We start from the raw sequence: 19,120 nt of genomic DNA, 5'->3' as shown, positions 1-19,120 counted from the left end.
TCGTTAACCTTCGGCGCACAGAATCGCTGAGCGGGTGCGGATGCCGCCTCGCCCGTCCATCGGCGGGCCGAACCGCCCGATTTCCGAACGAAAGGTTGCGCCGCTCATGCGCGAAGTCTTCCACCAGTCCCTCGAGGAGATCCAGTCCCGCCTCGTGGAGATCACCGACCTCGTCACGATCGCGATCGACAAGGCCACCCGGGCGTTCGCGAACAGCGACGTGGCGATGGCCGAGGAGGTCATCGCGGACGATGCGCAGATCGACGAACTGGCCGTCAGCCTCGATGAACTGGCCATCGAGATCCTCGCTCGTCAGCAGCCGGTCGCCCGCGACCTCCGCATCGTCGTGTTCGCGCTGCGCGTGAGCGCGTCGCTCGAGCGCATGGGCGACATGGCCGAGCACATCGCTCAGCTCGCACGCCTCCGCTTCCCCGAGCGCGCGATCCCGAAGGGCCTGAAGGGCACCTTCACGAAGATGGGCGAGCGCGACGTGGAGATCTCGCGCACGCTGTCCGAACTGCTGCGCACGCAGGACCTGCGCCTTGCTGACGTCATCCGCAACGCCGACGACGAGGTCGACGAGCTGCACGCGCGCGTGTTCGAGAAGGTCCTCAGCGACAATTGGAAGGGCGAGCCCACGGCGACGGTCGACGCGACCCTGGCCAGCCGCTACCACGAGCGCTTCGCCGACCACGCCGTCGCGGTCGCCAAGAAGGTCGTCTACCTCGCCACCGGCGACTGGGCCGTCGGCGACGACGACATCACCGCCGCCGCCGAGGCGCACGCGCCCGCCGCAGAGGCCTGAGACCCCGTCCTAACGACGAGACCTCCTCCTGCTGACGTCAGCAGGAGGAGGTCTCGTCGTTCACGCGGGGTCTCGTCGTTGTGCGGGCGTCGGGCTACTTCTTGCCCTGCGCCGCGACGGCGGCTGCGCCTGCGGCAGCGGCCTCCGGGTCGAGGTAGCGACCGGGACCGGCGGGCACGTTCTGGTCGTCGAGCTCGTAGACCAGCGGGATGCCGGTGGGGATGTTCAGCTCGGCGATGTCGTCGTCGCTGATGCCCTCGAGGTGCTTGACGAGCCCGCGCAGCGAGTTGCCGTGCGCGGTGACCAGCACGGTCTTGCCCGCTTCGAGGTCGGGGACGATCTCGTCGTGCCAGTACGGCAGAAGACGGTCGATGACGATCTTGAGCGACTCGGTGCGCGGGACCTCGCCGTCGATGCCGGCGTAGCGCGCGTCTCCGACCTGGCTGAACTCGCTGTCGTCGTCGAGCGGGGGCGGCGGCACATCGAACGAACGGCGCCACAGCTGGAACTGCTCGGGACCGAACTCCTCGAGGGTCTGCGCCTTGTCCTTGCCCTGGAGCGCACCGTAGTGGCGCTCGTTGAGCCGCCATGAGCGCTTGACCGGGATCCACAGCCGGTCGGCCGAGTCCAGTGCGATGTTCGCGGTCTGGATCGCGCGGCTGAGAACCGAGGTGTACAGCATGTCGGGGAGCAGCCCCGACTCGGCGAGGAGTTCGCCGCCGCGGCGGGCCTCTTCCTTGCCCTGTTCGGTGAGGCGGACGTCCACCCAGCCGGTGAACAGATTCAGTTCGTTCCACTCGCTCTGGCCGTGGCGGAGCAGGATGAGGGTGCGGGTCATGGCTCCAGTCTATGGCTCTGGGAGAATGGCTTCATGGCCCCTTCTCCGCTCGGTCGCCCTACGCGCGGCACGACCGGAACGAACCGGCTGCGGCGCAACGACCGCGCGATCGCGGCGAGCGCCGCCTTGCGGCGTGCCGCTGATCCACTGGTCGTCGATCTCGGGTACGGGGCCAGCGGTGTGACCGCGTTCGAGCTGGCCACGCGGCTGCGGAAAGTGCGCCCCGACGTCGAGGTCGTCGGCTTCGAGCTCGCCCCCGCGCGCGTCGCGACGGCGCGCGATCAGCTCGCCGAGGTGCGAGCGGGCGTCACGCCGTTCGCGGCGGACCTGCCGGTGTCGTTCGCACGCGGCGGTTTCGAGGTGCCGATCCTCGGAGGCAGACGACCGGCGATCATCCGCGCGATGAACGTGCTGCGCCAGTACGACGAGGCCGACGTCCGCTCCGCCTGGCAGACCATGAGCGACCGGCTGTCCCCCGGCGGTGTGCTGATCGAGGGAACCTGCGACGAGATCGGCCGTATCGCCAGCTGGGTGGACGTCGACGGCAGCGGCGCACCGTCCAGCTTCACGATCTCGCTGCGACTGGCCGAGCTGGAGCATCCGGGAATCGTCGCCGAGCGTCTGCCGAAGGCTCTGATCCACCGCAATGTTCCCGGTGAGCGCATCCACGATCTGCTCGTGGCCCTGGATCGCGAATGGGACCGAGCCTCCCCGATGTCGACGTTCGGCGCCACGCAGCGCTTCATCGCTGCCGTCGAAGCGCTGAAGGACCAGGGGTGGGCGGTGCTCGGCGGACGCGCACGCTGGAGGCTCGGCGAACTCACCGTCGCGTGGAGCTCCGTGGCTCCGATCGATCAGGCCCTGCGCGGATCCTGACCTGCTGGCCTCCGGGACAGGCGCGTCAGCCGGGGGACGTCGGCGGTGGCGCCGGCGTCGGCCGGCACGATCACCTGCTGCGCTGCGGCGATGTCGCCGCCGTCCGTCCGCACGACGAGGTCGCCGAGGGGCGCACGACGGGAGAGGATCGCCAGCGCGATGGGTCCGTCCTCGAAGTGGCGGGCGACCGACGTGATCGTGCCGACCTCATCGTCGCCTGCGACGACGGCGTCGCCGCGGGCAGGCAGCAGATCGTCGCTGCCGTCGAGGTGCAGGGCGACGAGTCTGCGCGGCGGGTGCCCGAGGTTGTGCACCTTCGCGACCGTCTCCTGCCCCCGGTAGCACCCCTTGCTCAGGTGCACGGCGCTGCGGATCCAGTCGGACTCGTGCGGGAGCGATCGCTCGTCGACCTCGGCCGACCACCGAGGACGCCACGCGGCGACGCGGAGCGCGTCGGCCGCGAGCACACCTGCGGCTTCGAGCGAGGGCAGGGCGGATGCCGCGGCATCCGCGTCAGCGATTGCGACCCGCCAGGCATATTCGGCCGACGGATGCTCCGCCACCTGCGCGTACTGATAGCCGCCCGGCTGGAGGACGCTCCACGGATCGGCCCACACCAGTGGTGTGGAGTTCGGGGACGCCGCGATCCCGGCCACCGCAGCCTCGGCCGCACCGCCGGCGAAGAAGCCGAGCAGCTCGAGGTCCGTGCGGACGGTCACGGTCACCCGCGAGCGGAACACCATGCGCTGCAGCCACGTCGCGAGCGGCGCGGCGTCTGCGGCATCGGCGATGAGCCACGCCGTCGCGCCGTCCTCGAGCACACCGGCCGCATGCTCGACGCGCCCCTGCGGGTCGAGCACGAGGAGTTCGGTGCTCTCCCCCGCTCCCAGCCGCGTGAGCGCCTGCGAGGTGATCGAGTCCAGCCACGTCAGACGGTCCTCACCCGCCACCTCGATGACGACGCGGTCGTCGAGCAGCGCGACCGCCGAACCGTCGACGAGACGGCGCTGCTCGCGCATCGGATCGCCGAAGTGCGTGATCACGCCATCCTCTTCGACGGCTCCGTCTCGCGCGGCGAGCGCGTCGTGCAGAAGGGACACGATCATACTTTGGCCAGGCGCGCCGAGGCGTGCGAGGACATCCCGGCGCCGAGCGCCGCAATATCCCAGGCCCAGAGCAGGTGTCCATCGACGAGGCCGTACATGCGGCTGGCCGCGCCGTACTCCTTGGCGCCGGCGGGGCGCACGATCGCATCTGTCGCGATGTCGATGCGCGGGCCGTTGATCTCGCCGAGGTAGAGCTCCAGGACGCCGTCCGAGTGGGCGAGCGACACCTCGATCGGGAACCCGCCGGACGCCGCACGCAACTGTTCGACGTCGTCGACGGTGCGCGCGGGCGCCTCGCGCATCGGCGGAAGAAGTGCCGGCCCGGCATCCGCCTCCGTCGCCGCACGCGACAGACGCCAGAAACCGGTCTCGGCGACCAGGGGCGCATGCGCGTCGCCCTGCTGATCGTTCATCCAGCCCGTGGCGGAGTAGTTCAGATGGCCGGTTCCGTCGTGGCTGAAACTCACCCGGTGCGTGAACTCGCCCTGGAAATGATGCTCGCCCGCGGTGTACTCGATGACACCGGTGCCCTCCCAGACGCCGATGAGCCAACTCAGCGGTGCGAGATCGGCGGGGAGATCGGTCGGCAGCTCGAGCATGACGACTCGGAGTCAGCCGGGCTCAGCGCTGGCCGCGGAACAGGTTCCGCAGCACGACGCCGGCGACGAACACGATCGCGAGGCTCGCGAGACCGAGGAGTCCGATGAAGAAGAATTCGAGGGCGACGAGATCCATGGCACCACTCTACCGCGCAGCGCTCACGCGGGGATCAGCGCTGCGAGACCGAATCCGGCCGAGACGACGCCGAGAAGCAGCATCGCGCCGATCGTGCTGGCCGCGACCCGGAAGATGAACCCCTTCGTCTGGCCGTACCACAGCTGCAGCGCGAACGAGAGGAGCACGGCTCCGCCGAACCCGATGAGCAGCCACGGCACGCGCCATTCCTCGGGAACGGCGATGCCGATCACGACCGCCGCGACGAGCGCCACGGCCCAGACGATGACGACTCCGACGAGGGCGTTGCGGGGCGCGAGGGCGGGTTCGGACATGCCTCCATTGTGACGCATCGGTATCATGGGCGCACGGCGCCGTGCAGGCCGCCGGTCTGGGTGGCGGTCCCGTCACCCGAAAGGAATACGCGTGGCTTCGATCCTGGTTCTGTCTTCGGTCCCCTCCGGAGAGGTCCTGCCCGCGCTCGAACTGCTCGCCCATCAGGTGCGCAGGATCCCCGCCGAGCCGGCTCAGCTCGTCGACGCCCCCGACAGCGACGTGGTCGTCGTCGACGCGCGGACCGACCTCGCAGGAGCCAAGTCCCTGTGCCGCCTGCTGCGCGCGACCGGGCAGGACGCACCGCTGCTGCTCGTCGTCACGGAGGGGGGCATGACGGCGCTGTCCGACGACTGGGGCATCGACGACGTCCTGCTCTTCGACGCCGGCCCCGCCGAGACCGACGCGCGGATCCGCCTGGCGATCGCGAAGGCGCAATCCACGGCCGCTCCCACAAGGGTCCAGGCCTCGGGTGTCACGATCGACGAGCAGTCCTACTCGGCGAAGCTGCGCGGACGCCCGCTGGATCTCACGTTCAAGGAGTTCCAGCTGCTGCACTTCCTCGCCACGCACCCGTCCCGCGTCTTCACGCGCGAGCAGCTGCTCAGCGAGGTGTGGGGCTACGACTACTTCGGCGGCACGCGCACGGTCGACGTGCACGTGCGGCGCCTGCGCGCCAAGCTCGGCGACCAGGAGCAGATCATCGGCACCGTCCGCAACGTCGGCTACCGGTTCAACGTGCATGACGACGAGGCAGTCAGCGCATCCGCATCCTGACGCGGCGGGCGACTCGTTCACACGCACGTCACCTGGCGGTGCGAAGATGTAGTCCATGATCGATGCTGCAATCACGGATGCCGGTCTCGGCGACGCCGAGGACGACGACTTCGACGCCATCGAGGCGCCGGACTCGCTGCTGCCCGACCACCGCTATCACGATCGCGAGATCAGCTGGCTGGCATTCAACCAGCGCGTCCTCGAACTCGCCGAGGATCCGATGATCCCCGAGCTCGAGCGCTCCAACTTCCTGGCCATCTTCGCGAGCAACCTCGACGAGTTCTTCATGGTCCGCGTCGCCGGTCTCAAGCGCCGCATCGTCACCGGCCTCGCCGTCCCCACGAACGTCGGACGCGCGCCGTCCGACGTGCTCGCCGACATCTCTCGCGTGGCGCACGCACTGCAGCTGCGGCACGCGAAGGCCTGGACCGAGCTCGTCCGCCCCGCGCTCGCGGATGCCGGGATCGAGATCACCGAGTGGGACAGCCTGGACGACGCCGAGCGCGCCGCGCTGACGGAGTACTTCCAACTCCACGTGTTCCCCGTGCTCATGCCGCTCGCGGTGGACCCGGCGCATCCGTTCCCCTACATCTCGGGGCTCTCGCTGAACCTCGCCATCCGCATCCGCAATGCCCGCACCGGGCGCCAGGAGTTCGCGCGCCTCAAGGTGCCGCCGATGCTTCCCCGTCTGGTCGAGGTGCCCAGCACGAGCGAGATCGCCCGCTATCTCCCGCTCGAGGACCTCATCTCCAACCATCTGGACGATCTGTTCCCCGGGATGGAGGTGCTCGACCACCACGCCTTCCGCCTCACCCGCAATGAGGACGTCGAGATCGAGGAGGACGAGAGCGAGAACCTCATCCAGGCTCTCGAGGCCGAGCTGCTGCGCCGCCGTTTCGGCCCGCCGATCCGCCTCGAGATCGCCGACGACATGGATGATGTGACCCTCGATCTGCTGATCAAGGAGCTCGACATCACGGATCAGGAGGTCTACCGGCTGCCGAGCCCGCTCGACCTGCGCGGCCTGTTCTCGCTGTCCAAGGTCAATCGCCCCGACCTGCGCTACCCGCCGCACCTGCCGACGACCCCGGTCGCCTTCCAGCCGACCGGCTCGAGCAATCGGGCCGATGTGTTCGCGGCCATCCGCAAGGGCGACGTCCTCGTGCACCACCCGTACGAGTCGTTCGCGACGAGCGTGCAGGCGTTCCTCGAGCAGGCGGCGCGCGACCCGCATGTGCTCGCCATCAAGCAGACGCTCTACCGCACCTCCGGCGACAGTCCCGTCGTTCAGGCCCTGATCGACGCGGCCGAGGCGGGCAAGCAGGTCCTCGCGCTCGTCGAGGTGAAGGCGCGGTTCGACGAGGCGAACAACATCGTCTGGGCGCGCAAGCTCGAGAAGGCCGGCGTGCACGTCGTCTACGGCCTCGTCGGCCTGAAGACCCACTGCAAGCTCGCGCTCGTGATCCGCGAGGAGGAGGGGCAGCTGCGCCACTACTCACATGTCGGAACGGGCAACTACAACCCCAAGACGAGTCGCATCTACGAGGACTTCGGGCTGTTCACCGCAGACGCCCAGGTCGGCAAGGACCTCACGCGCCTGTTCAACGAGCTGTCCGGATACGCGATCGAGAAGAAGTTCAAGCGGCTCCTCGTCGCGCCCCTGCACCTGCGCAAGGGCTTGCTGCGCCATATCGACAACGAGCGCAAGAACGCCGTCGCCGGAAAGCCCGCGCACATCCGCATCAAGGTGAACTCGATGGTCGACGAGGAGATCATCGACGGCCTCTACCGCGCCAGCCAGGCCGGGGTGAAGGTCGACATCTGGGTCCGCGGCATCTGCAGCATCAAGACCGACCTGCCCGGCGTGAGCGACAACGTCACGGTCCGCAGCGTCTTGGGGCGCTACCTCGAGCACTCCCGCATCTTCGCCTTCGACAACGACGGCGACCCGCAGGTGTTCATCGGCAGCGCCGACATGATGCACCGGAACCTCGACCGTCGCGTCGAGGCGCTCGTGCGGGTCACGGACGAGCACCACGTATCGGAGTTGCTCGACTTCTTCGACCTCGCGATGGACGACAGGACGAGCACATGGCACCTCGGCGCCGACGGGGTTTGGGAGCGACACTCCGTTGATGCGGACGGCAAGCCGCTGGTCGATCTGCAGGATAAGACCATGAGCCAGATCCGTCGCCGTCGCCGTTCCCGCTCGGTGCGATGACGCAGACGGTGCAGGTCGTCCGCGACGACAAGGCGGTGTACGCCGCCGGTGCGGTCGTGTGGCGCCAGACCGAGGGCAAGCTCCGGATCCTGCTGATCCACCGCACCAAGTACCGCGACGTCACCCTGCCCAAGGGAAAGGTCGACCCCGGCGAGATGCTCGCGCAGACGGCCGTGCGCGAGGTGCACGAGGAGACCGGCATCCGGGTGCACCTCGGCGTTCCGGTGGGTGTCAGCCGCTACTTCATGCGCCCGAAGCGACAGAAGGTCGTCCACTACTGGGCCGCGGAGGCGACGGACGACGCGATCCGCAAGTCCACCTTCGTCCCCAACCGCGAGATCGCCGCGCTCGAGTGGGTGAGCCTGAAGAAGGCGCGCAAGAACCTCAGCTATCCGGTGGACCTCGAGATCCTGGACGAGTTCGAACGGTTGGTGTCGGACGGCGCGCTGCGCACGTTCCCGATCATCGCGCTGCGGCACGCGAAGGCGGCGTCGAGGTCGGACTGGGACGGACCGGATGCCGCACGGCCGCTCACCGCCCGGGGCAAGGAACAGGCCGAGGCGATCGTCGCGCCGCTGCGCGCATTCGGGATCCGCAAGATCGTCACCAGCGACGCGGTCCGCTGCGTTCAGACCGTCACGCCGCTGGCCCGAGCACTCGACCGGCGCCCGGTGGAGACCCAGCTCATCAGCCAGGATGCGTGGGAGGACGGCGTCTCGGACGTCCGCACCGTCATCGGCAAGCGCGTGCGCTCGGGCAAGCCCGCCGTGATCTGCAGCCACGGGCCGGTGCTCCCCGACATCCTCTCCGAGCTCGCCCTCGCCACCGGGACGATGCACGGGTCGTACGTCGGCAGCGCGTCGGCCCTCGAAGTCGCCGCGTTCTCCGTCGCGCATCTGTCGGCCACGAACCCCGGTTCGGGCATCATCTCGATCGAGACCCACGTCCCCAAGGCGTGACCGGCATCCGCCCCAACGGGCCCGATTCCGTTCACCTCCCGTTTACCCGCGGGGTCGATTCTCGTTAACCGCCGCGCCTAGCGTCACTGTGTGCCCTGCACCGGGCCTCAACCCATCCACGATCGAACGGATCCCACAGTGAAGATCTCCCGAATCGCTCGCATCGGCGCCATCGGCGCCGTCGCCGCTCTCGCACTCGCCGGCTGCGCCGCGAACGAGGCCACCCCCGAAGGCGGCAGCTCGGATGCTCCCGAGTCCACCGTCTCCGGCACCATCGAGGCCACCGGCGCTTCCTCGCAGGAGGCCGCTCAGCAGGCCTGGGTCGCCGCGTTCCAGACCGCCAACCCCGACGCCACCGTCAACTACACCTCGACCGGCTCCGGCACGGGTCGCGAGAACTTCATCGCCGGCTCCTCGAACTTCATCGGCTCTGACCGCGCGTACAGCGCCGACGAGATCGCCGCCGGTGGCTTCGGCGCCTGCACCGATGACGAGATCGTCGAGGTCCCGGTCTACATCTCGCCCGTCGCCGTCGCCTTCAACCTCGACGGCATCGACACCCTGAACCTCGACGGTGCGACCATCGCGGGCATCTTCGCCGGCAACATCACCAACTGGAACGACGCGGCCATCGCCTCGCAGAACGAGGGCGTCGAGCTGCCCGACCAGGCGATCGTCCCGGTCCACCGCGCCGACGCTTCGGGCACGCAGGAGACCTTCACCACCTACCTCGAGGCCGTCGCACCCGACGTGTGGACGAACGAGGCCAGCGACGAGTGGCCGCTCTCGACCGGTGAGGCAGCCGACGGCACCTCCGGTGTCGTCAACGCGATCACCAACGGCGTGGGCTACATCGGCTTCGCCGACGCTTCGCAGGCTTCCGGCCTCGGCCAGGTCGCGATCGAGGTCGAGGGCGAGTACGTCTCGTACTCCGCCGAGGCCGCTTCGGCTCTCGTCGCCGCTTCGCCGATCGAGGAAGGCCGCTCGGCTCACGACCTCGCCTTCGCCGTCGACCCGGCCGCAGCGCCCGCCGGCTCGTACCCGATCGCCCTGGTCTCGTACCTGATCGGCTGCGTCAACTACGAGGACGCCGAGGTCGCCTCGCTCGTCAAGGCCTACTTCCAGTACGTCGCGTCGGCCGAGGGCCAGGACGTCTCGGCCGAGGCCGCCGGCAGTGCCCCGATCTCGGACGACCTCCGCGAGAAGGTCAACGCCGCGATCGACGCGATCGTCGCAGAGTAAGACCCGACTCTCAGCTCGCACTGAGACAGTCACACGCCCCCGTGGCGCTCATCGAACGGATCGACAAGCGCCGCGGGGGCACCCGCATGAAGACCCGAACACCAGCTCTTCTCTCTGAAACCGTGGAGCCGCTCAGATGACAACCACAACGACGGGACCCGACACCACCCGCCCGTCTGCGGCGCCCCGATCCGTGAAGCGCGTGGGTGACCGCGTCTTCTCCGGCACGGCGCTCGCGGCCGGAATCATCATCCTCGTCACCCTCGCCGCCGTGGCGGTGTTCCTGATCGTCCAGTCGATTCCCGCCTTCAAGGCCGACACCTCGAACAACCACATCCTCGAAGGCCAGTCCTTCATCACCTGGGTCTGGCCCTTCGTCTTCGGCACGCTGTACGCGAGCGCCATCGCACTCATCGTCGCCGCGCCGCTCGCGATCGGCATCGCGCTGTTCATCTCGCACTATGCGCCGCGCAAGATCGCCGGTGTCCTCGGCTACATCATCGACCTGCTCGCCGCCGTCCCCTCGGTCGTCTTCGGCCTCTGGGGCGCGCTCACCTTCGCCCCGATGCTCGTGCCGTTCTACAAGTGGCTCAACACGAACCTCGGCTGGATCCCGATCTTCGGTGGGACCCCGTCGGGAACCGGCAAGACGATCCTCACGGCATCCCTCGTGCTCGCCGTGATGATCCTCCCGATCATGACCGCGATCTGCCGCGAGGTCTTCCTGCAGACGCCGCGCCTCCACGAAGAGGCCGCCCTCGCGCTCGGCGCGACGCGCTGGGAGATGATCCGCATGGCGGTGCTGCCGTTCGCACGCAGCGGCATGGTCTCGGGCGCCATGCTGGGCCTGGGCCGCGCCCTCGGCGAGACCATGGCCGTGACCCTGGTGCTCTCCCCGCTCGGCATCGTGACCTTCAACCTCCTGAACCCCGAGAACCCGACGACGATCCCCGCGATCATCGCCCTGCGGTTCCCCGAGGCGCACGACGAAGGCGTCAACACCCTGATCGCCGCGGGTCTGATCCTGTTCATCGTGACCTTCGCGGTCAACTTCATCGCACGCTGGATCGTCTCGCGGCGCGCCGAGTTCTCGGGAGCCAACTGACATGAGCACCACTGCCGTCGCCCCCGCCTCCGTCACCTCCTCGAACACCGCAGGCCACCTGCCCAAGTGGGCGCCATGGGCGCTGCTGGTCGTCTGCCTCGCCATCGCGGCCACGATCTTCGCATTCGCGAACAGCGGCGGAGACCCCGCCGACTTCAACATCGCCATGACACTCGTGGTCGGTCTGCTGCTCTACATGGTGCTGATCTTCATCGTCTCCACCGTGGCAGAGAGCCGTCGCCACGCCACCGACCGCCTGATGACCGCCCTGGTGTCCGCCGCGTTCGTCGTGGCCCTCCTGCCGCTGGTCTCGCTGCTGTACACCGTGGTCGTCAACGGTCTCGTGCGCTTCGACGCCGACTTCTTCAGCATGTCGATGCGCAACGTCGTCGGCGCGGGAGGCGGCGCCGTCCACGCCCTGTGGGGAACGCTGCTCATCACGCTCGCCGCCACGATCATCTCGGTGCCGATCGGTCTGATGACCTCGATCTATCTGGTCGAGTACGGCGCGGGCAAGAAGCTCGCGCGCGGCATCACGTTCCTCGTCGACGTCATGACCGGCATCCCGTCGATCGTCGCTGGTCTGTTCATCTACTCGGTGTTCGCCCTCCTCATCGGCCCCGGTACCCGCATGGGCATCATGGGCTCGCTGGCGCTGTCCGTGCTCATGATCCCCGTGGTCGTGCGCGGCTCCGAAGAGCTGCTGCGCATCGTCCCCAACGAGCTCCGTGAGGCCGCCTACGCCCTGGGTGTGCCGAAGTGGCTGACGATCCTCAAGGTCGTCCTGCCCACGGCCATCGCCGGCATCACCACGAGCATCGTGCTCGCGATCGCCCGCGTCATCGGCGAGACCGCGCCACTGCTGCTCACGGTCGGCATGGTCCAGAGCCTGAACACGAACCTGTTCAGCGGCCAGATGGCCACGCTCCCCGTCTTCACGTACATGCAGGCCAAGTATCCCGGCATCCCCGCCGAGGCGTTCATCGATCGGGCCTGGGCGTCTGCTCTGGCGCTCATCCTGGTCGTCATGGTCCTCAACCTCGTCGCCCGAATCATCGCGAAGGTGTTCGCGCCCAAGACCGGCCGCTGAGCGGCCCTCCGACCCGACAAGAAGGATTCCAGTGTCCAAGAGCATTGAAGTCAACGACCTCAACGTCTACTACGGCGACTTCCTCGCCGTCGAGGGCGTCAGCATCGACATCAAGCCGAACACCGTGACGGCGTTCATCGGTCCGTCCGGTTGCGGCAAGTCGACGTTCCTTCGCACCCTCAACCGCATGCACGAGGTCATCCCCGGCGCGCGCGTCGAGGGCGAGGTGCTCATCGACGGCAAGAACCTGTACGGCTCGGGCGTCGACCCCGTGCTCGTGCGCCGTCAGGTGGGCATGGTCTTCCAGCGTCCGAACCCGTTCCCCACGATGTCGATCAAGGAGAACGTGCTCGCGGGCGTCAAGCTGAACAACACGCGCATGGCCAAGTCCGACCAGGACGCCCTGGTCGAGAAGTCGCTGCGCGGTGCGAACCTCTGGAACGAGGTCAAGGACCGCCTCGAGAAGCCGGGATCCGGGCTCTCGGGCGGTCAGCAGCAGCGTCTGTGCATCGCCCGTGCGATCGCCGTCTCTCCCGACGTCATCCTCATGGACGAGCCGTGCTCGGCGCTCGACCCGATCTCGACCTTCGCGATCGAGGAGCTGATCGCCGAGATCAAGACCCAGTACACCGTCGTGATCGTGACGCACAACATGCAGCAGGCCTCGCGCGTCTCCGACCGCACGGCGTTCTTCAACATCGCCGGAACCGGCAAGCCCGGAAAGCTCATCGAGTACGACGACACCGCCACGATCTTCACGACCCCGTCGGTTCAGGCGACCGAGGACTACGTCTCCGGCCGCTTCGGCTGAGCCGGGCCGTTTCACCGCCGCATCCGCATCCGCATCCGTATCCGTGCACAAGTTCGGATGCCGCATACGACACGCCGCACGATCGCTCTGATCGGCGGCGTGTCGCCGTTCAGATCCGAAGTTGTGCCCGGGGGGAGTTGTTCTGCACAGCGTGGCGAGCGGGCGGATGCTCCACGGAACGCGCAAATCACGACGCAGAGAAACGGACGGATGCCGCAGGCTCGACCTCATGTGCGAGACCTCGGCTCCGGCGATCTGGACCTATGCCGAACTGCGCGCTGACTTCAAGCGTCGCGAGATAGAGTCGCAGCACTCCGTCGGACTCCTCCGTCGGGTGCGCCGAGGCGTCTACGCCGGCTTGGACGCGTGCACGGATGCGGTGGATGCTGCCGCGCACGGCGGTTCGCTCGCGTGTGAGACCGCAGCCCGTCATCTCGGCCTCTGGGTACTCGACGATGTCGACGGCGTGCACGTGTGGATGCGCGGAGACCGCCATCAGTACGGGCACGGCGAGAAGGCCGAGTGCGATTGCACACCGCACTGGGATCACGCCGACGCCCCGTCCGCTTTCGGCCTGCCCGCAGTCGAACGAGTGCTCCTGCAGGTCTACGGATGCCGCGGCGCAGACAGCTTCTTCGTCGCGCTGGAGTCGGCACGCAGGAAGGGTCTCATCTCCGCGCCGGCTCTGCGACGCTTGCACCGCCTGATCGATCGTCGGGGCCAGGATCTGATCACGTTCTCCCGCGACGACGCGGACAGCGGTCTGGAATCGCTGATCCGGCTGCGAATACGGCATCACGGCTGGGACCTGCAATGCCAGGTATGGGTCTTCGGCACCGGCAAGGTCGACTTCCTCATCGACGGATGGCTGATCGTCGAGGCCGACGGCAAGGAGAACCACGACAGCGAGGGCCATCGGCACAAGGATCTCGTCAGGGACGCGAACTCCGCCGCCTGGGGCTACGTGACGCTGCGCTTCGACTACGCCATGATCGTCCACGACTGGGATGCCGTCGAACGCGCGATCCTCGCTGCCATGGCCACTCGCCACACCGTCTGACCCCGTCTCCCCGTGCACAACTTCGGACCGGGCGTTCGACACGCCGCGGCTCTCGTGCGAGGCTCGGCATGTCGCCCCCGGCATCCGAAGTTGTGCACGCCCCGGAGGCGAACGGTGCCGTCAGTCGCGGGGCGAGAGGAGGTACTGGTTCAGGTCCGTCGTGAGGGCGTGGTCGACGGACAGGGGCCGGCCGTCGACGGCCGTGATGGGTGCGGCCAGACGGACGCTCGAGACGAGCCATGCGGCATCCGCCTCGGCGATCCGCGACGCGGGCACTTGTTCGTACCCCGCCTCGAAACCGCGACCCTCCAAGTACTCGTACACGCTGAGCTGCGTCGTGCCCTGCAGGATGCCGCCGCTCGGCGCCGGCGTGACGAAACGGTCGCCGAGCCGCAGGATGAGGGATGCCGTGGGGGCTTCGAGCACGTAACCGTCGCTGGAGAGGAAGATCGCATCATCGGCGCCGCGGCGGTGCGCTTCGCGGAGCGCCGCCATGTTCACGGCGTACGACAGCGTCTTGGCCCCCAGGAGCAACCACGGCGCGCGTTCGGCGACGTCGAGCGGGTAGCCGCGATCCAGCGTCACGACGGAGACTCCCGCCCTACGCACCTCCGAGAAGTCGGATGCCGGTGCGGCCGTCACCCAGGCGGTCGGTGTCGGTCCGTGCTCCACTCCCCTGCTGAGGATCAGCTTGATGACCCACTCGCCGGCGGGGCATTCCGCAGCGGCGACGGCAACCGCCTGACGCCACTGCTCCAGGTTCGGCGCCGGCAGATCGCAGATCCGGGCGGAGTTCGCCAGGCGCTCGAGGTGCGGCACGACCTCCTGCGCGTGCGCATCGATCACGCCGATCGATTCGAACACGCCGTCGCCTCGCTGGGTGCTCAGTTCGCTCACGCTCAGCGCCGGTGCTCCGGCATCCACCACCGTGAAGGTGCCGGAGAAGTCGGCGCGCTCCTCAGCGGCATCGGCTGGGTCGAGAATCAGAGCGAAGCGCTGGGCCATGAGAAGACTCTACGGCCACTCAGGAATACCCAGGGCGCGGGGACGTTACACTGGAGTGGCCGGGCCGCATAACCCCGGGCTCCAACTTCTGCCGCTTAGAGCGGCCTTCCGCCGAGAGGCGTTCTTGCGGCCCGGTCTTTCTCTTTCCTGCCCCCAGCCGATCCCCACATCGGCCCTGGCCGTGCACGACTTCGGATGTGAACGACGACGCGCCGCCGGCCCGGGCGGTCGCACGGCGTGTCGCCTCCGGCATCCGAAGCTGTGCACAGTGTCGCCTCCGGCATCCGAAGCTGTGCACGCACGGGGGCGGGTGCGAGGGGCGGACGGTCAGGTCAGGCCGCCGGACCGCCACAGCCCGGCGGCCGCCATCAGGTCGGCCGCGTAGCTGTTCAACCGGCGTGCCCGTACGGTGAGCTCGGACGCCCGGTCGGGCTCGGTCGCCTCGTAGTCGTCCGCGACGTGCGTGGCGCCCGACACCTGCACACGGCAGAATGCCGCCGCGCGCTCCAGCGCGATCGAGAAGTCACCGCGGAAGACTCCGCGCAGGATCGTGTCGATCAGGGCGACGAGCTCCTCCGGGCTCGCGGGCACAGGCGCGCCGGCGACGACGGCATCCGCGGATCCCAGCTCGACACGGCCGCGCTCGTACAGCAGCGCAGAGGTCTGCGGATCGGTGTGGATCGCGAGCTGAAGCAGGTACAGCCGCCACAGCGCTCCCGGCAGCGAGACGGCCGGTGCCTGCGCCCACAGCTCGGCGATGTCGTCGATGCCGTGCTGGGCGGTGAACGCGATCAGGCGCTCCGCGCTCTCGCCGCTGGAGTCCTCGCGTGCGCGCGTGAGCAGAGCGGATGCCGTGGCATGCGCGACCCGGATGGTCTCGGCCGAATCGGGCGAACCGACCAGGTTGTCGAAGGCCGCGGAGGGCCTGCGGACGGGGCGGTGGAACTGCTCGGGCATCCGTCCAGGGTACTCGTGCTCAGGCGGTCGGGATCGCGATGATCGGATCCGTCGTGGGCTGCCCGGTCGGCGATCCACCCGCCTGCTCGACGGTCACGGCGATGACATCGCCCTCGTGCATGGCGCCGTCAAGCAGTGCCGTCGCCGTACCGCCATCCGTCTCGAACAGTCCGGCCGGCAGCGCCTCGTCCCCCCGGACGAGCCAGAGCTGATAGGTCTGTTCCTCGTCCAGCCCCGCGAGCCCGTCCGTGACGAGTACGGCGCTGCCGACCGATGCCGACCAATGCGCGGTCGCCTCCGCACCGGATCCGATCTCGACCGTGGCCTGCTGAGCGTCGGGGGCGGCTGCGATCTTCTCGAGCGCGACGACGGATGCCGGCTGGGTGAGCTGCGCGATCGCGACAGCGGCCGTGATGCCCAGCCCCACGATCAGGACGACGGATGCGGCGAGCGCGAACAGGGGACGGCTCCAGCGGCTCGCCGGCGCTGCGGGAGCGCCCCCAGCATCGGGCGCAACCCCGGTCGGTGAAGTCGGCTCCCCCTGCGGGGTCACCGCGATCCGGGCGAGGAGCGCGTCGCGGACGCCGGCAGGTGGTGCAACGGCAGGAGAACCGTCGGCCAGCAGCGCGGCGGTCTCCGCGTCGTGCTCGGCGATCGCGGCCCACTCCGGGTGCGCGGCGAGGGCGTCCGCATATCGGCGCTCATCGGCATCCGACAGCGCGTGCAGGGCCCGGCCCGCCGCGAGCTCCGCGAACTCGCTCTCGTTCATGCGTTCACCCCCATCTCGTTCCTCAGGCGTGAGAGTCCATCTCTCATCCTCGTCTTGACCGTTCCCAGCGGGGCTCCGATGAGCACAGAGATCTCGCTCTGACTGTAACCGCCGTAGTACGACAGCACGATTGCCTCGCGCTGCGGTTCGGGCAACGTCCTCAGCGCCGTGACGACGCGATCGCCCTCGATGCTCAGCTCCACCTGTTCGGCGACGCTGTCATGCGCGACCGAAACGTCGCGGAATCCTGCCCTGACGTCCCGATCCGAGCTGGACTGCGACGCCCTCACACGATCGACCGCCCTGCGGTGGGCGATCGTGAGAACCCAGGTGCGTCCTTGCCCCTTGTTCGGAGCGAAGCGGCCGGCGGATTGCCAGATCTCCAGGAAGACCTCCTGCAGTACCTCCTCGCTCTGCGCACGGTTGACCAGCACACGGAGGATGAGCCCGAAGACGCGAGAGGACAGCAGATCGTAGAGTTCGGCGAATGCTCGCTGGTCTCCGCGCGCGACGCTGACCAGAAGGTCGGCGACGGGATCTCCCGCCGAACCGTCCTCCGGCACGTCCACGCCGTCGATCACCATCTCCACAAGCATGCCGTATCAACGCCCCTCATCCTGACCACTCACCGTTGGTCGGCTCATCCGAAGGTGAACGAATAGGCCTGAATGCCCTCGGGAATCTTCACCGTCAGCTGTCCGGCCCCCGCGTCCCTCTGCAGCAGGCGATACGACCGCGGGGTTCCCGAGACGTCGATCGCTCGGCTCTCGCCGTCATCGGTGGTCACGGTGACCTCTCCCGAGCCTGCGAGCACCATCCGCACCTCGGAGGCGCGATAGTTGAGGCGCACCTCGGCACCCGAACCTGCCGGGGCGGCGTACTGCGAGGCGATCTCCCAAGTGCCATCGAGGGCGAATGTGTCCTCCGCCTGATCCGAGGGGAAAACGAACTCCGACGTTCCGGCGCTGTAGTTGTCATCGCCGCCGTAGTTGACGTCCTTGGACGACCCGAGGAAGGTCTCCGGCGTGGTCGAGCCGAGCGCTGGTGTCTCATCCGCAACGCCGGATTCGGCCGGAAGTTCGACGTCGGGATCCGCGTCGACGAGGAGCTCCCGGATCATCTTCTCGGTCGCCTCGTAGTTGCCCTCGCCGAACGAGATGTGCCGTACTGTGCCCTCGGCATCGATCAGGTAGTGCGCCGGCCAGTAGCGGTTACGGTAGTTGGTCCAGGTCGAGAGACTGTTGTCGAGCGCGACGGGGTACTCGATCCCGAAATCGCGGATGCCGGCTGCGACGTTTCCCGCATCCTTCTCGAACGCGTACTCCGGCGAGTGGATGCCGATGACCTGCAGCCCGCTGTCACGATAGGTCTCGTCCCACCCGACGACGTGCGGGATCGATCGCTGGCAGTTGATGCACGAGTACGCCCAGAAGTCGATGAGCACGACCTGGCCGCGAAGGTCCTCGAGGTCGATCGCCTCGCCCTCCGGCGTGTTCAGCCACTGCTCGATCCCGCGGATCGACGGCGCCGTGCCGCAGGACTCGAGTTCGTCCGCGCCGTTCGTGCACTTGTCGAGGTCGCGGTTCTCAGCGTTCACGAGGCCACCGAGGCCTAGGGCCTCCTCTGCGGCGTCGTTCTCCGTGAGCTCCTGCTGCAGCGGGGCGGTGTAGTCGGGCAGCAGCCGCTGCAGCGTCTGCGGCACGTTGAAGACGAGCCCGACGGCGAGCGCGATCATCGCAATGCCGGCGGCGATACGTAGCCCCCGCTCGCGGGTGCGGAAAGCACGGATGCGGTTGACAACGCTGCGTCCGGCGAGCGCGAAGGCCAGCAGCGGGATCGCGACGCCGATCGAGAACGATACAGTCAGCAGCACGGTTCCAGGGCCGATCTGGCCGGTGGATCCGGCGACGATGATCGCGGCGAGCACAGGCCCGGCGCACGGCACGAATACGGCTCCGAGAGCGAGCCCGACTCCGAAGCCGCTCCCCTGATTCTTGACCTCTTTGCGCGGCAGCCATTGGAACGGCTTCTCGAGCAGCTGCTCGAACTTCGGGATGAGGAGCCCGACGCCGATGATGATCAGCACGATGATGCCGGCCCAGCGCAGCACGTCCTGCGGGAGTCCCAGCAGACCCAGGATCAATGATCCGACGAGCGTGACGAGCGTGAAGCTCAGAACGAGTCCGGCGATCACGAGGTACGGGCGACTGCGACGTGCTGGAATCACCTCGCCGTCGCCGTCGAAGCTCGCGGACTGCGCGCCTCCGGTCAGGAAGATGACCGGCAGGACGGGCAGGATGCACGGCGATATGCCGGTGATGAGCCCTCCAAGCAGGCCGATGAGTACCAGGTCCATGAGCTCCTCGCTTCTGTTGCGAGTTCTTCGGCGTGGGGACCCGTTCGGATTGATGAGAAAAATTCTGAGATTCTTCCCATCCGAAGCGCCGCGGGT

Annotated in this window: 19 protein-coding genes; 10 read left to right on the top strand and 9 right to left on the bottom strand. The window is 68.2% G+C overall.

Going from position 1 to position 19,120, the window contains the following annotated elements; translation table 11 throughout:
* The first annotated feature begins 106 nt into the window (after positions 1–106).
* A complete protein-coding gene (gene phoU / locus HWX58_RS02000) occupies positions 107–805 on the top strand; it encodes a phosphate signaling complex protein PhoU (protein ID WP_175985398.1) in 699 nt (232 codons plus the stop codon).
* A 94-nt stretch (positions 806–899) separates the two neighbouring features.
* Here the strand turns inward: phoU and HWX58_RS01995 are convergent, their stop codons facing one another.
* Positions 900–1,643, bottom strand: coding sequence for a phosphoglyceromutase (locus tag HWX58_RS01995; RefSeq protein ID WP_175985397.1), 744 nt, complete (start codon positions 1,641–1,643; stop codon positions 900–902).
* A gap of 33 nt (positions 1,644–1,676) precedes the next feature.
* On the opposite strand from HWX58_RS01995, the gene HWX58_RS01990 reads away from it, so the two are divergent.
* Entirely contained in the window at positions 1,677–2,519 is an 843-nt protein-coding gene (locus HWX58_RS01990; RefSeq protein ID WP_175985396.1) for a class I SAM-dependent methyltransferase, read from the top strand.
* On the opposite strand, the gene ygfZ is transcribed toward HWX58_RS01990, so the two are convergent.
* From ygfZ to HWX58_RS01975, 3 genes are all read right to left on the bottom strand, one after another.
* Positions 2,498–3,610, bottom strand: coding sequence for a CAF17-like 4Fe-4S cluster assembly/insertion protein YgfZ (gene ygfZ, locus HWX58_RS01985; protein ID WP_250646069.1), 1,113 nt, complete (start codon positions 3,608–3,610; stop codon positions 2,498–2,500). The two genes, HWX58_RS01990 and ygfZ, sit on opposite strands and share 22 nt — an antisense overlap.
* 11 nt (positions 3,611–3,621) lie before the next feature.
* A complete protein-coding gene (locus tag HWX58_RS01980) occupies positions 3,622–4,224 on the bottom strand; it encodes a nitrobindin family protein (protein ID WP_175985394.1) in 603 nt (200 codons plus the stop codon).
* A gap of 159 nt (positions 4,225–4,383) precedes the next feature.
* Entirely contained in the window at positions 4,384–4,674 is a 291-nt protein-coding gene (locus HWX58_RS01975) for a hypothetical protein (RefSeq protein WP_175985393.1), read from the bottom strand.
* Between the two features lie 91 nt (positions 4,675–4,765).
* Here HWX58_RS01975 and HWX58_RS01970 point away from each other — a divergent pair, with 91 nt between their 5' ends.
* The 8 genes from HWX58_RS01970 (at position 4,766) to HWX58_RS01935 (ending at position 13,937) form a co-directional block, all read left to right on the top strand.
* Positions 4,766–5,449: a winged helix-turn-helix transcriptional regulator gene (locus HWX58_RS01970; protein ID WP_175985392.1), complete on the top strand. Its 684-nt coding sequence runs from the start codon at positions 4,766–4,768 to the stop codon at positions 5,447–5,449.
* 55 nt (positions 5,450–5,504) lie between these two features.
* Positions 5,505–7,670: an RNA degradosome polyphosphate kinase gene (locus tag HWX58_RS01965; protein WP_175985391.1), complete on the top strand. Its 2,166-nt coding sequence runs from the start codon at positions 5,505–5,507 to the stop codon at positions 7,668–7,670.
* Positions 7,667–8,629, top strand: a complete 963-nt coding sequence (locus tag HWX58_RS01960; RefSeq protein ID WP_175985390.1) for an NUDIX hydrolase — start codon at positions 7,667–7,669, stop codon at positions 8,627–8,629. The genes HWX58_RS01965 and HWX58_RS01960 overlap by 4 nt, the downstream gene beginning before the upstream one ends.
* Before the next feature lie 138 nt (positions 8,630–8,767).
* Complete coding sequence (locus HWX58_RS01955; protein WP_175985389.1) at positions 8,768–9,871, top strand: phosphate ABC transporter substrate-binding protein PstS; 1,104 nt, start codon at positions 8,768–8,770, stop codon at positions 9,869–9,871.
* Positions 9,872–10,007: 136 nt separating this feature from the next.
* Complete coding sequence (gene pstC / locus HWX58_RS01950; RefSeq protein ID WP_175985388.1) at positions 10,008–10,976, top strand: phosphate ABC transporter permease subunit PstC; 969 nt, start codon at positions 10,008–10,010, stop codon at positions 10,974–10,976.
* A 1-nt stretch (position 10,977) separates the two neighbouring features.
* On the top strand, positions 10,978–12,066 hold the full coding sequence (pstA, locus tag HWX58_RS01945; protein ID WP_175985387.1) for a phosphate ABC transporter permease PstA: 1,089 nt from the start codon (positions 10,978–10,980) through the stop codon (positions 12,064–12,066).
* 31 nt (positions 12,067–12,097) lie between these two features.
* Positions 12,098–12,877 carry a phosphate ABC transporter ATP-binding protein PstB gene (gene pstB, locus HWX58_RS01940; protein ID WP_175985386.1) on the top strand — a complete coding sequence of 260 codons (780 nt, stop codon included), beginning with the start codon at positions 12,098–12,100 and terminating at the stop codon, positions 12,875–12,877.
* Positions 12,878–13,106: 229 nt separating this feature from the next.
* Positions 13,107–13,937 (top strand): endonuclease domain-containing protein, encoded by an 831-nt coding sequence (locus HWX58_RS01935; protein WP_175985385.1) that lies wholly within the window; start codon positions 13,107–13,109, stop codon positions 13,935–13,937.
* A gap of 120 nt (positions 13,938–14,057) precedes the next feature.
* On the opposite strand, the gene HWX58_RS01930 is transcribed toward HWX58_RS01935, so the two are convergent.
* From HWX58_RS01930 to HWX58_RS01910, 5 genes are all read right to left on the bottom strand, one after another.
* Positions 14,058–14,942 carry an aminodeoxychorismate lyase gene (locus HWX58_RS01930; protein WP_175985384.1) on the bottom strand — a complete coding sequence of 295 codons (885 nt, stop codon included), beginning with the start codon at positions 14,940–14,942 and terminating at the stop codon, positions 14,058–14,060.
* Positions 14,943–15,269: 327 nt separating this feature from the next.
* Entirely contained in the window at positions 15,270–15,899 is a 630-nt protein-coding gene (locus HWX58_RS01925) for a DNA-directed RNA polymerase subunit beta (protein WP_175985383.1), read from the bottom strand.
* Between the two features lie 19 nt (positions 15,900–15,918).
* Entirely contained in the window at positions 15,919–16,668 is a 750-nt protein-coding gene (locus HWX58_RS01920; RefSeq protein ID WP_175985382.1) for an anti-sigma factor, read from the bottom strand.
* Positions 16,665–17,264, bottom strand: coding sequence for an ECF RNA polymerase sigma factor SigK (sigK, locus tag HWX58_RS01915; protein WP_175985381.1), 600 nt, complete (start codon positions 17,262–17,264; stop codon positions 16,665–16,667). Before sigK ends, HWX58_RS01920 begins: the two co-directional genes overlap by 4 nt.
* Positions 17,265–17,308: 44 nt before the next feature.
* On the bottom strand, positions 17,309–19,024 hold the full coding sequence (locus HWX58_RS01910) for a cytochrome c biogenesis protein DipZ (RefSeq protein WP_175985380.1): 1,716 nt from the start codon (positions 19,022–19,024) through the stop codon (positions 17,309–17,311).
* Positions 19,025–19,120: the final 96 nt, after the last annotated feature.

This window comes from Microbacterium tenebrionis (assembly GCF_903645325.1).
GTDB classification, from domain to species: Bacteria; Actinomycetota; Actinomycetes; order Actinomycetales; family Microbacteriaceae; genus Microbacterium; species Microbacterium tenebrionis.
The sequence above is the reverse complement of the archived record's forward strand: the minus strand, read 5'-3'. Positions and strand labels throughout refer to the sequence as shown.

Excerpts from the sequence above, each read along its gene's own strand:
- phoU (WP_175985398.1), top strand. The coding sequence starts at position 107 with ATGCGCGAAGTCTTCCACCAGTCCCTCGAGGAGATCCAGTCCCGCCTC.
- HWX58_RS01995 (WP_175985397.1), bottom strand. The coding sequence starts at position 1,643 with ATGACCCGCACCCTCATCCTGCTCCGCCACGGCCAGAGCGAGTGGAAC.
- HWX58_RS01990 (WP_175985396.1), top strand. The coding sequence starts at position 1,677 with ATGGCCCCTTCTCCGCTCGGTCGCCCTACGCGCGGCACGACCGGAACG.
- HWX58_RS01980 (WP_175985394.1), bottom strand. The coding sequence starts at position 4,224 with ATGCTCGAGCTGCCGACCGATCTCCCCGCCGATCTCGCACCGCTGAGT.
- HWX58_RS01975 (WP_175985393.1), bottom strand. The coding sequence starts at position 4,674 with ATGTCCGAACCCGCCCTCGCGCCCCGCAACGCCCTCGTCGGAGTCGTC.
- HWX58_RS01965 (WP_175985391.1), top strand. The coding sequence starts at position 5,505 with ATGATCGATGCTGCAATCACGGATGCCGGTCTCGGCGACGCCGAGGAC.
- HWX58_RS01960 (WP_175985390.1), top strand. The coding sequence starts at position 7,667 with ATGACGCAGACGGTGCAGGTCGTCCGCGACGACAAGGCGGTGTACGCC.
- pstC (WP_175985388.1), top strand. The coding sequence starts at position 10,008 with ATGACAACCACAACGACGGGACCCGACACCACCCGCCCGTCTGCGGCG.
- pstA (WP_175985387.1), top strand. The coding sequence starts at position 10,978 with ATGAGCACCACTGCCGTCGCCCCCGCCTCCGTCACCTCCTCGAACACC.
- HWX58_RS01935 (WP_175985385.1), top strand. The coding sequence starts at position 13,107 with ATGTGCGAGACCTCGGCTCCGGCGATCTGGACCTATGCCGAACTGCGC.
- HWX58_RS01930 (WP_175985384.1), bottom strand. The coding sequence starts at position 14,942 with ATGGCCCAGCGCTTCGCTCTGATTCTCGACCCAGCCGATGCCGCTGAG.
- HWX58_RS01925 (WP_175985383.1), bottom strand. The coding sequence starts at position 15,899 with ATGCCCGAGCAGTTCCACCGCCCCGTCCGCAGGCCCTCCGCGGCCTTC.
- HWX58_RS01920 (WP_175985382.1), bottom strand. The coding sequence starts at position 16,668 with ATGAACGAGAGCGAGTTCGCGGAGCTCGCGGCGGGCCGGGCCCTGCAC.
- sigK (WP_175985381.1), bottom strand. The coding sequence starts at position 17,264 with ATGCTTGTGGAGATGGTGATCGACGGCGTGGACGTGCCGGAGGACGGT.
- HWX58_RS01910 (WP_175985380.1), bottom strand. The coding sequence starts at position 19,024 with ATGGACCTGGTACTCATCGGCCTGCTTGGAGGGCTCATCACCGGCATA.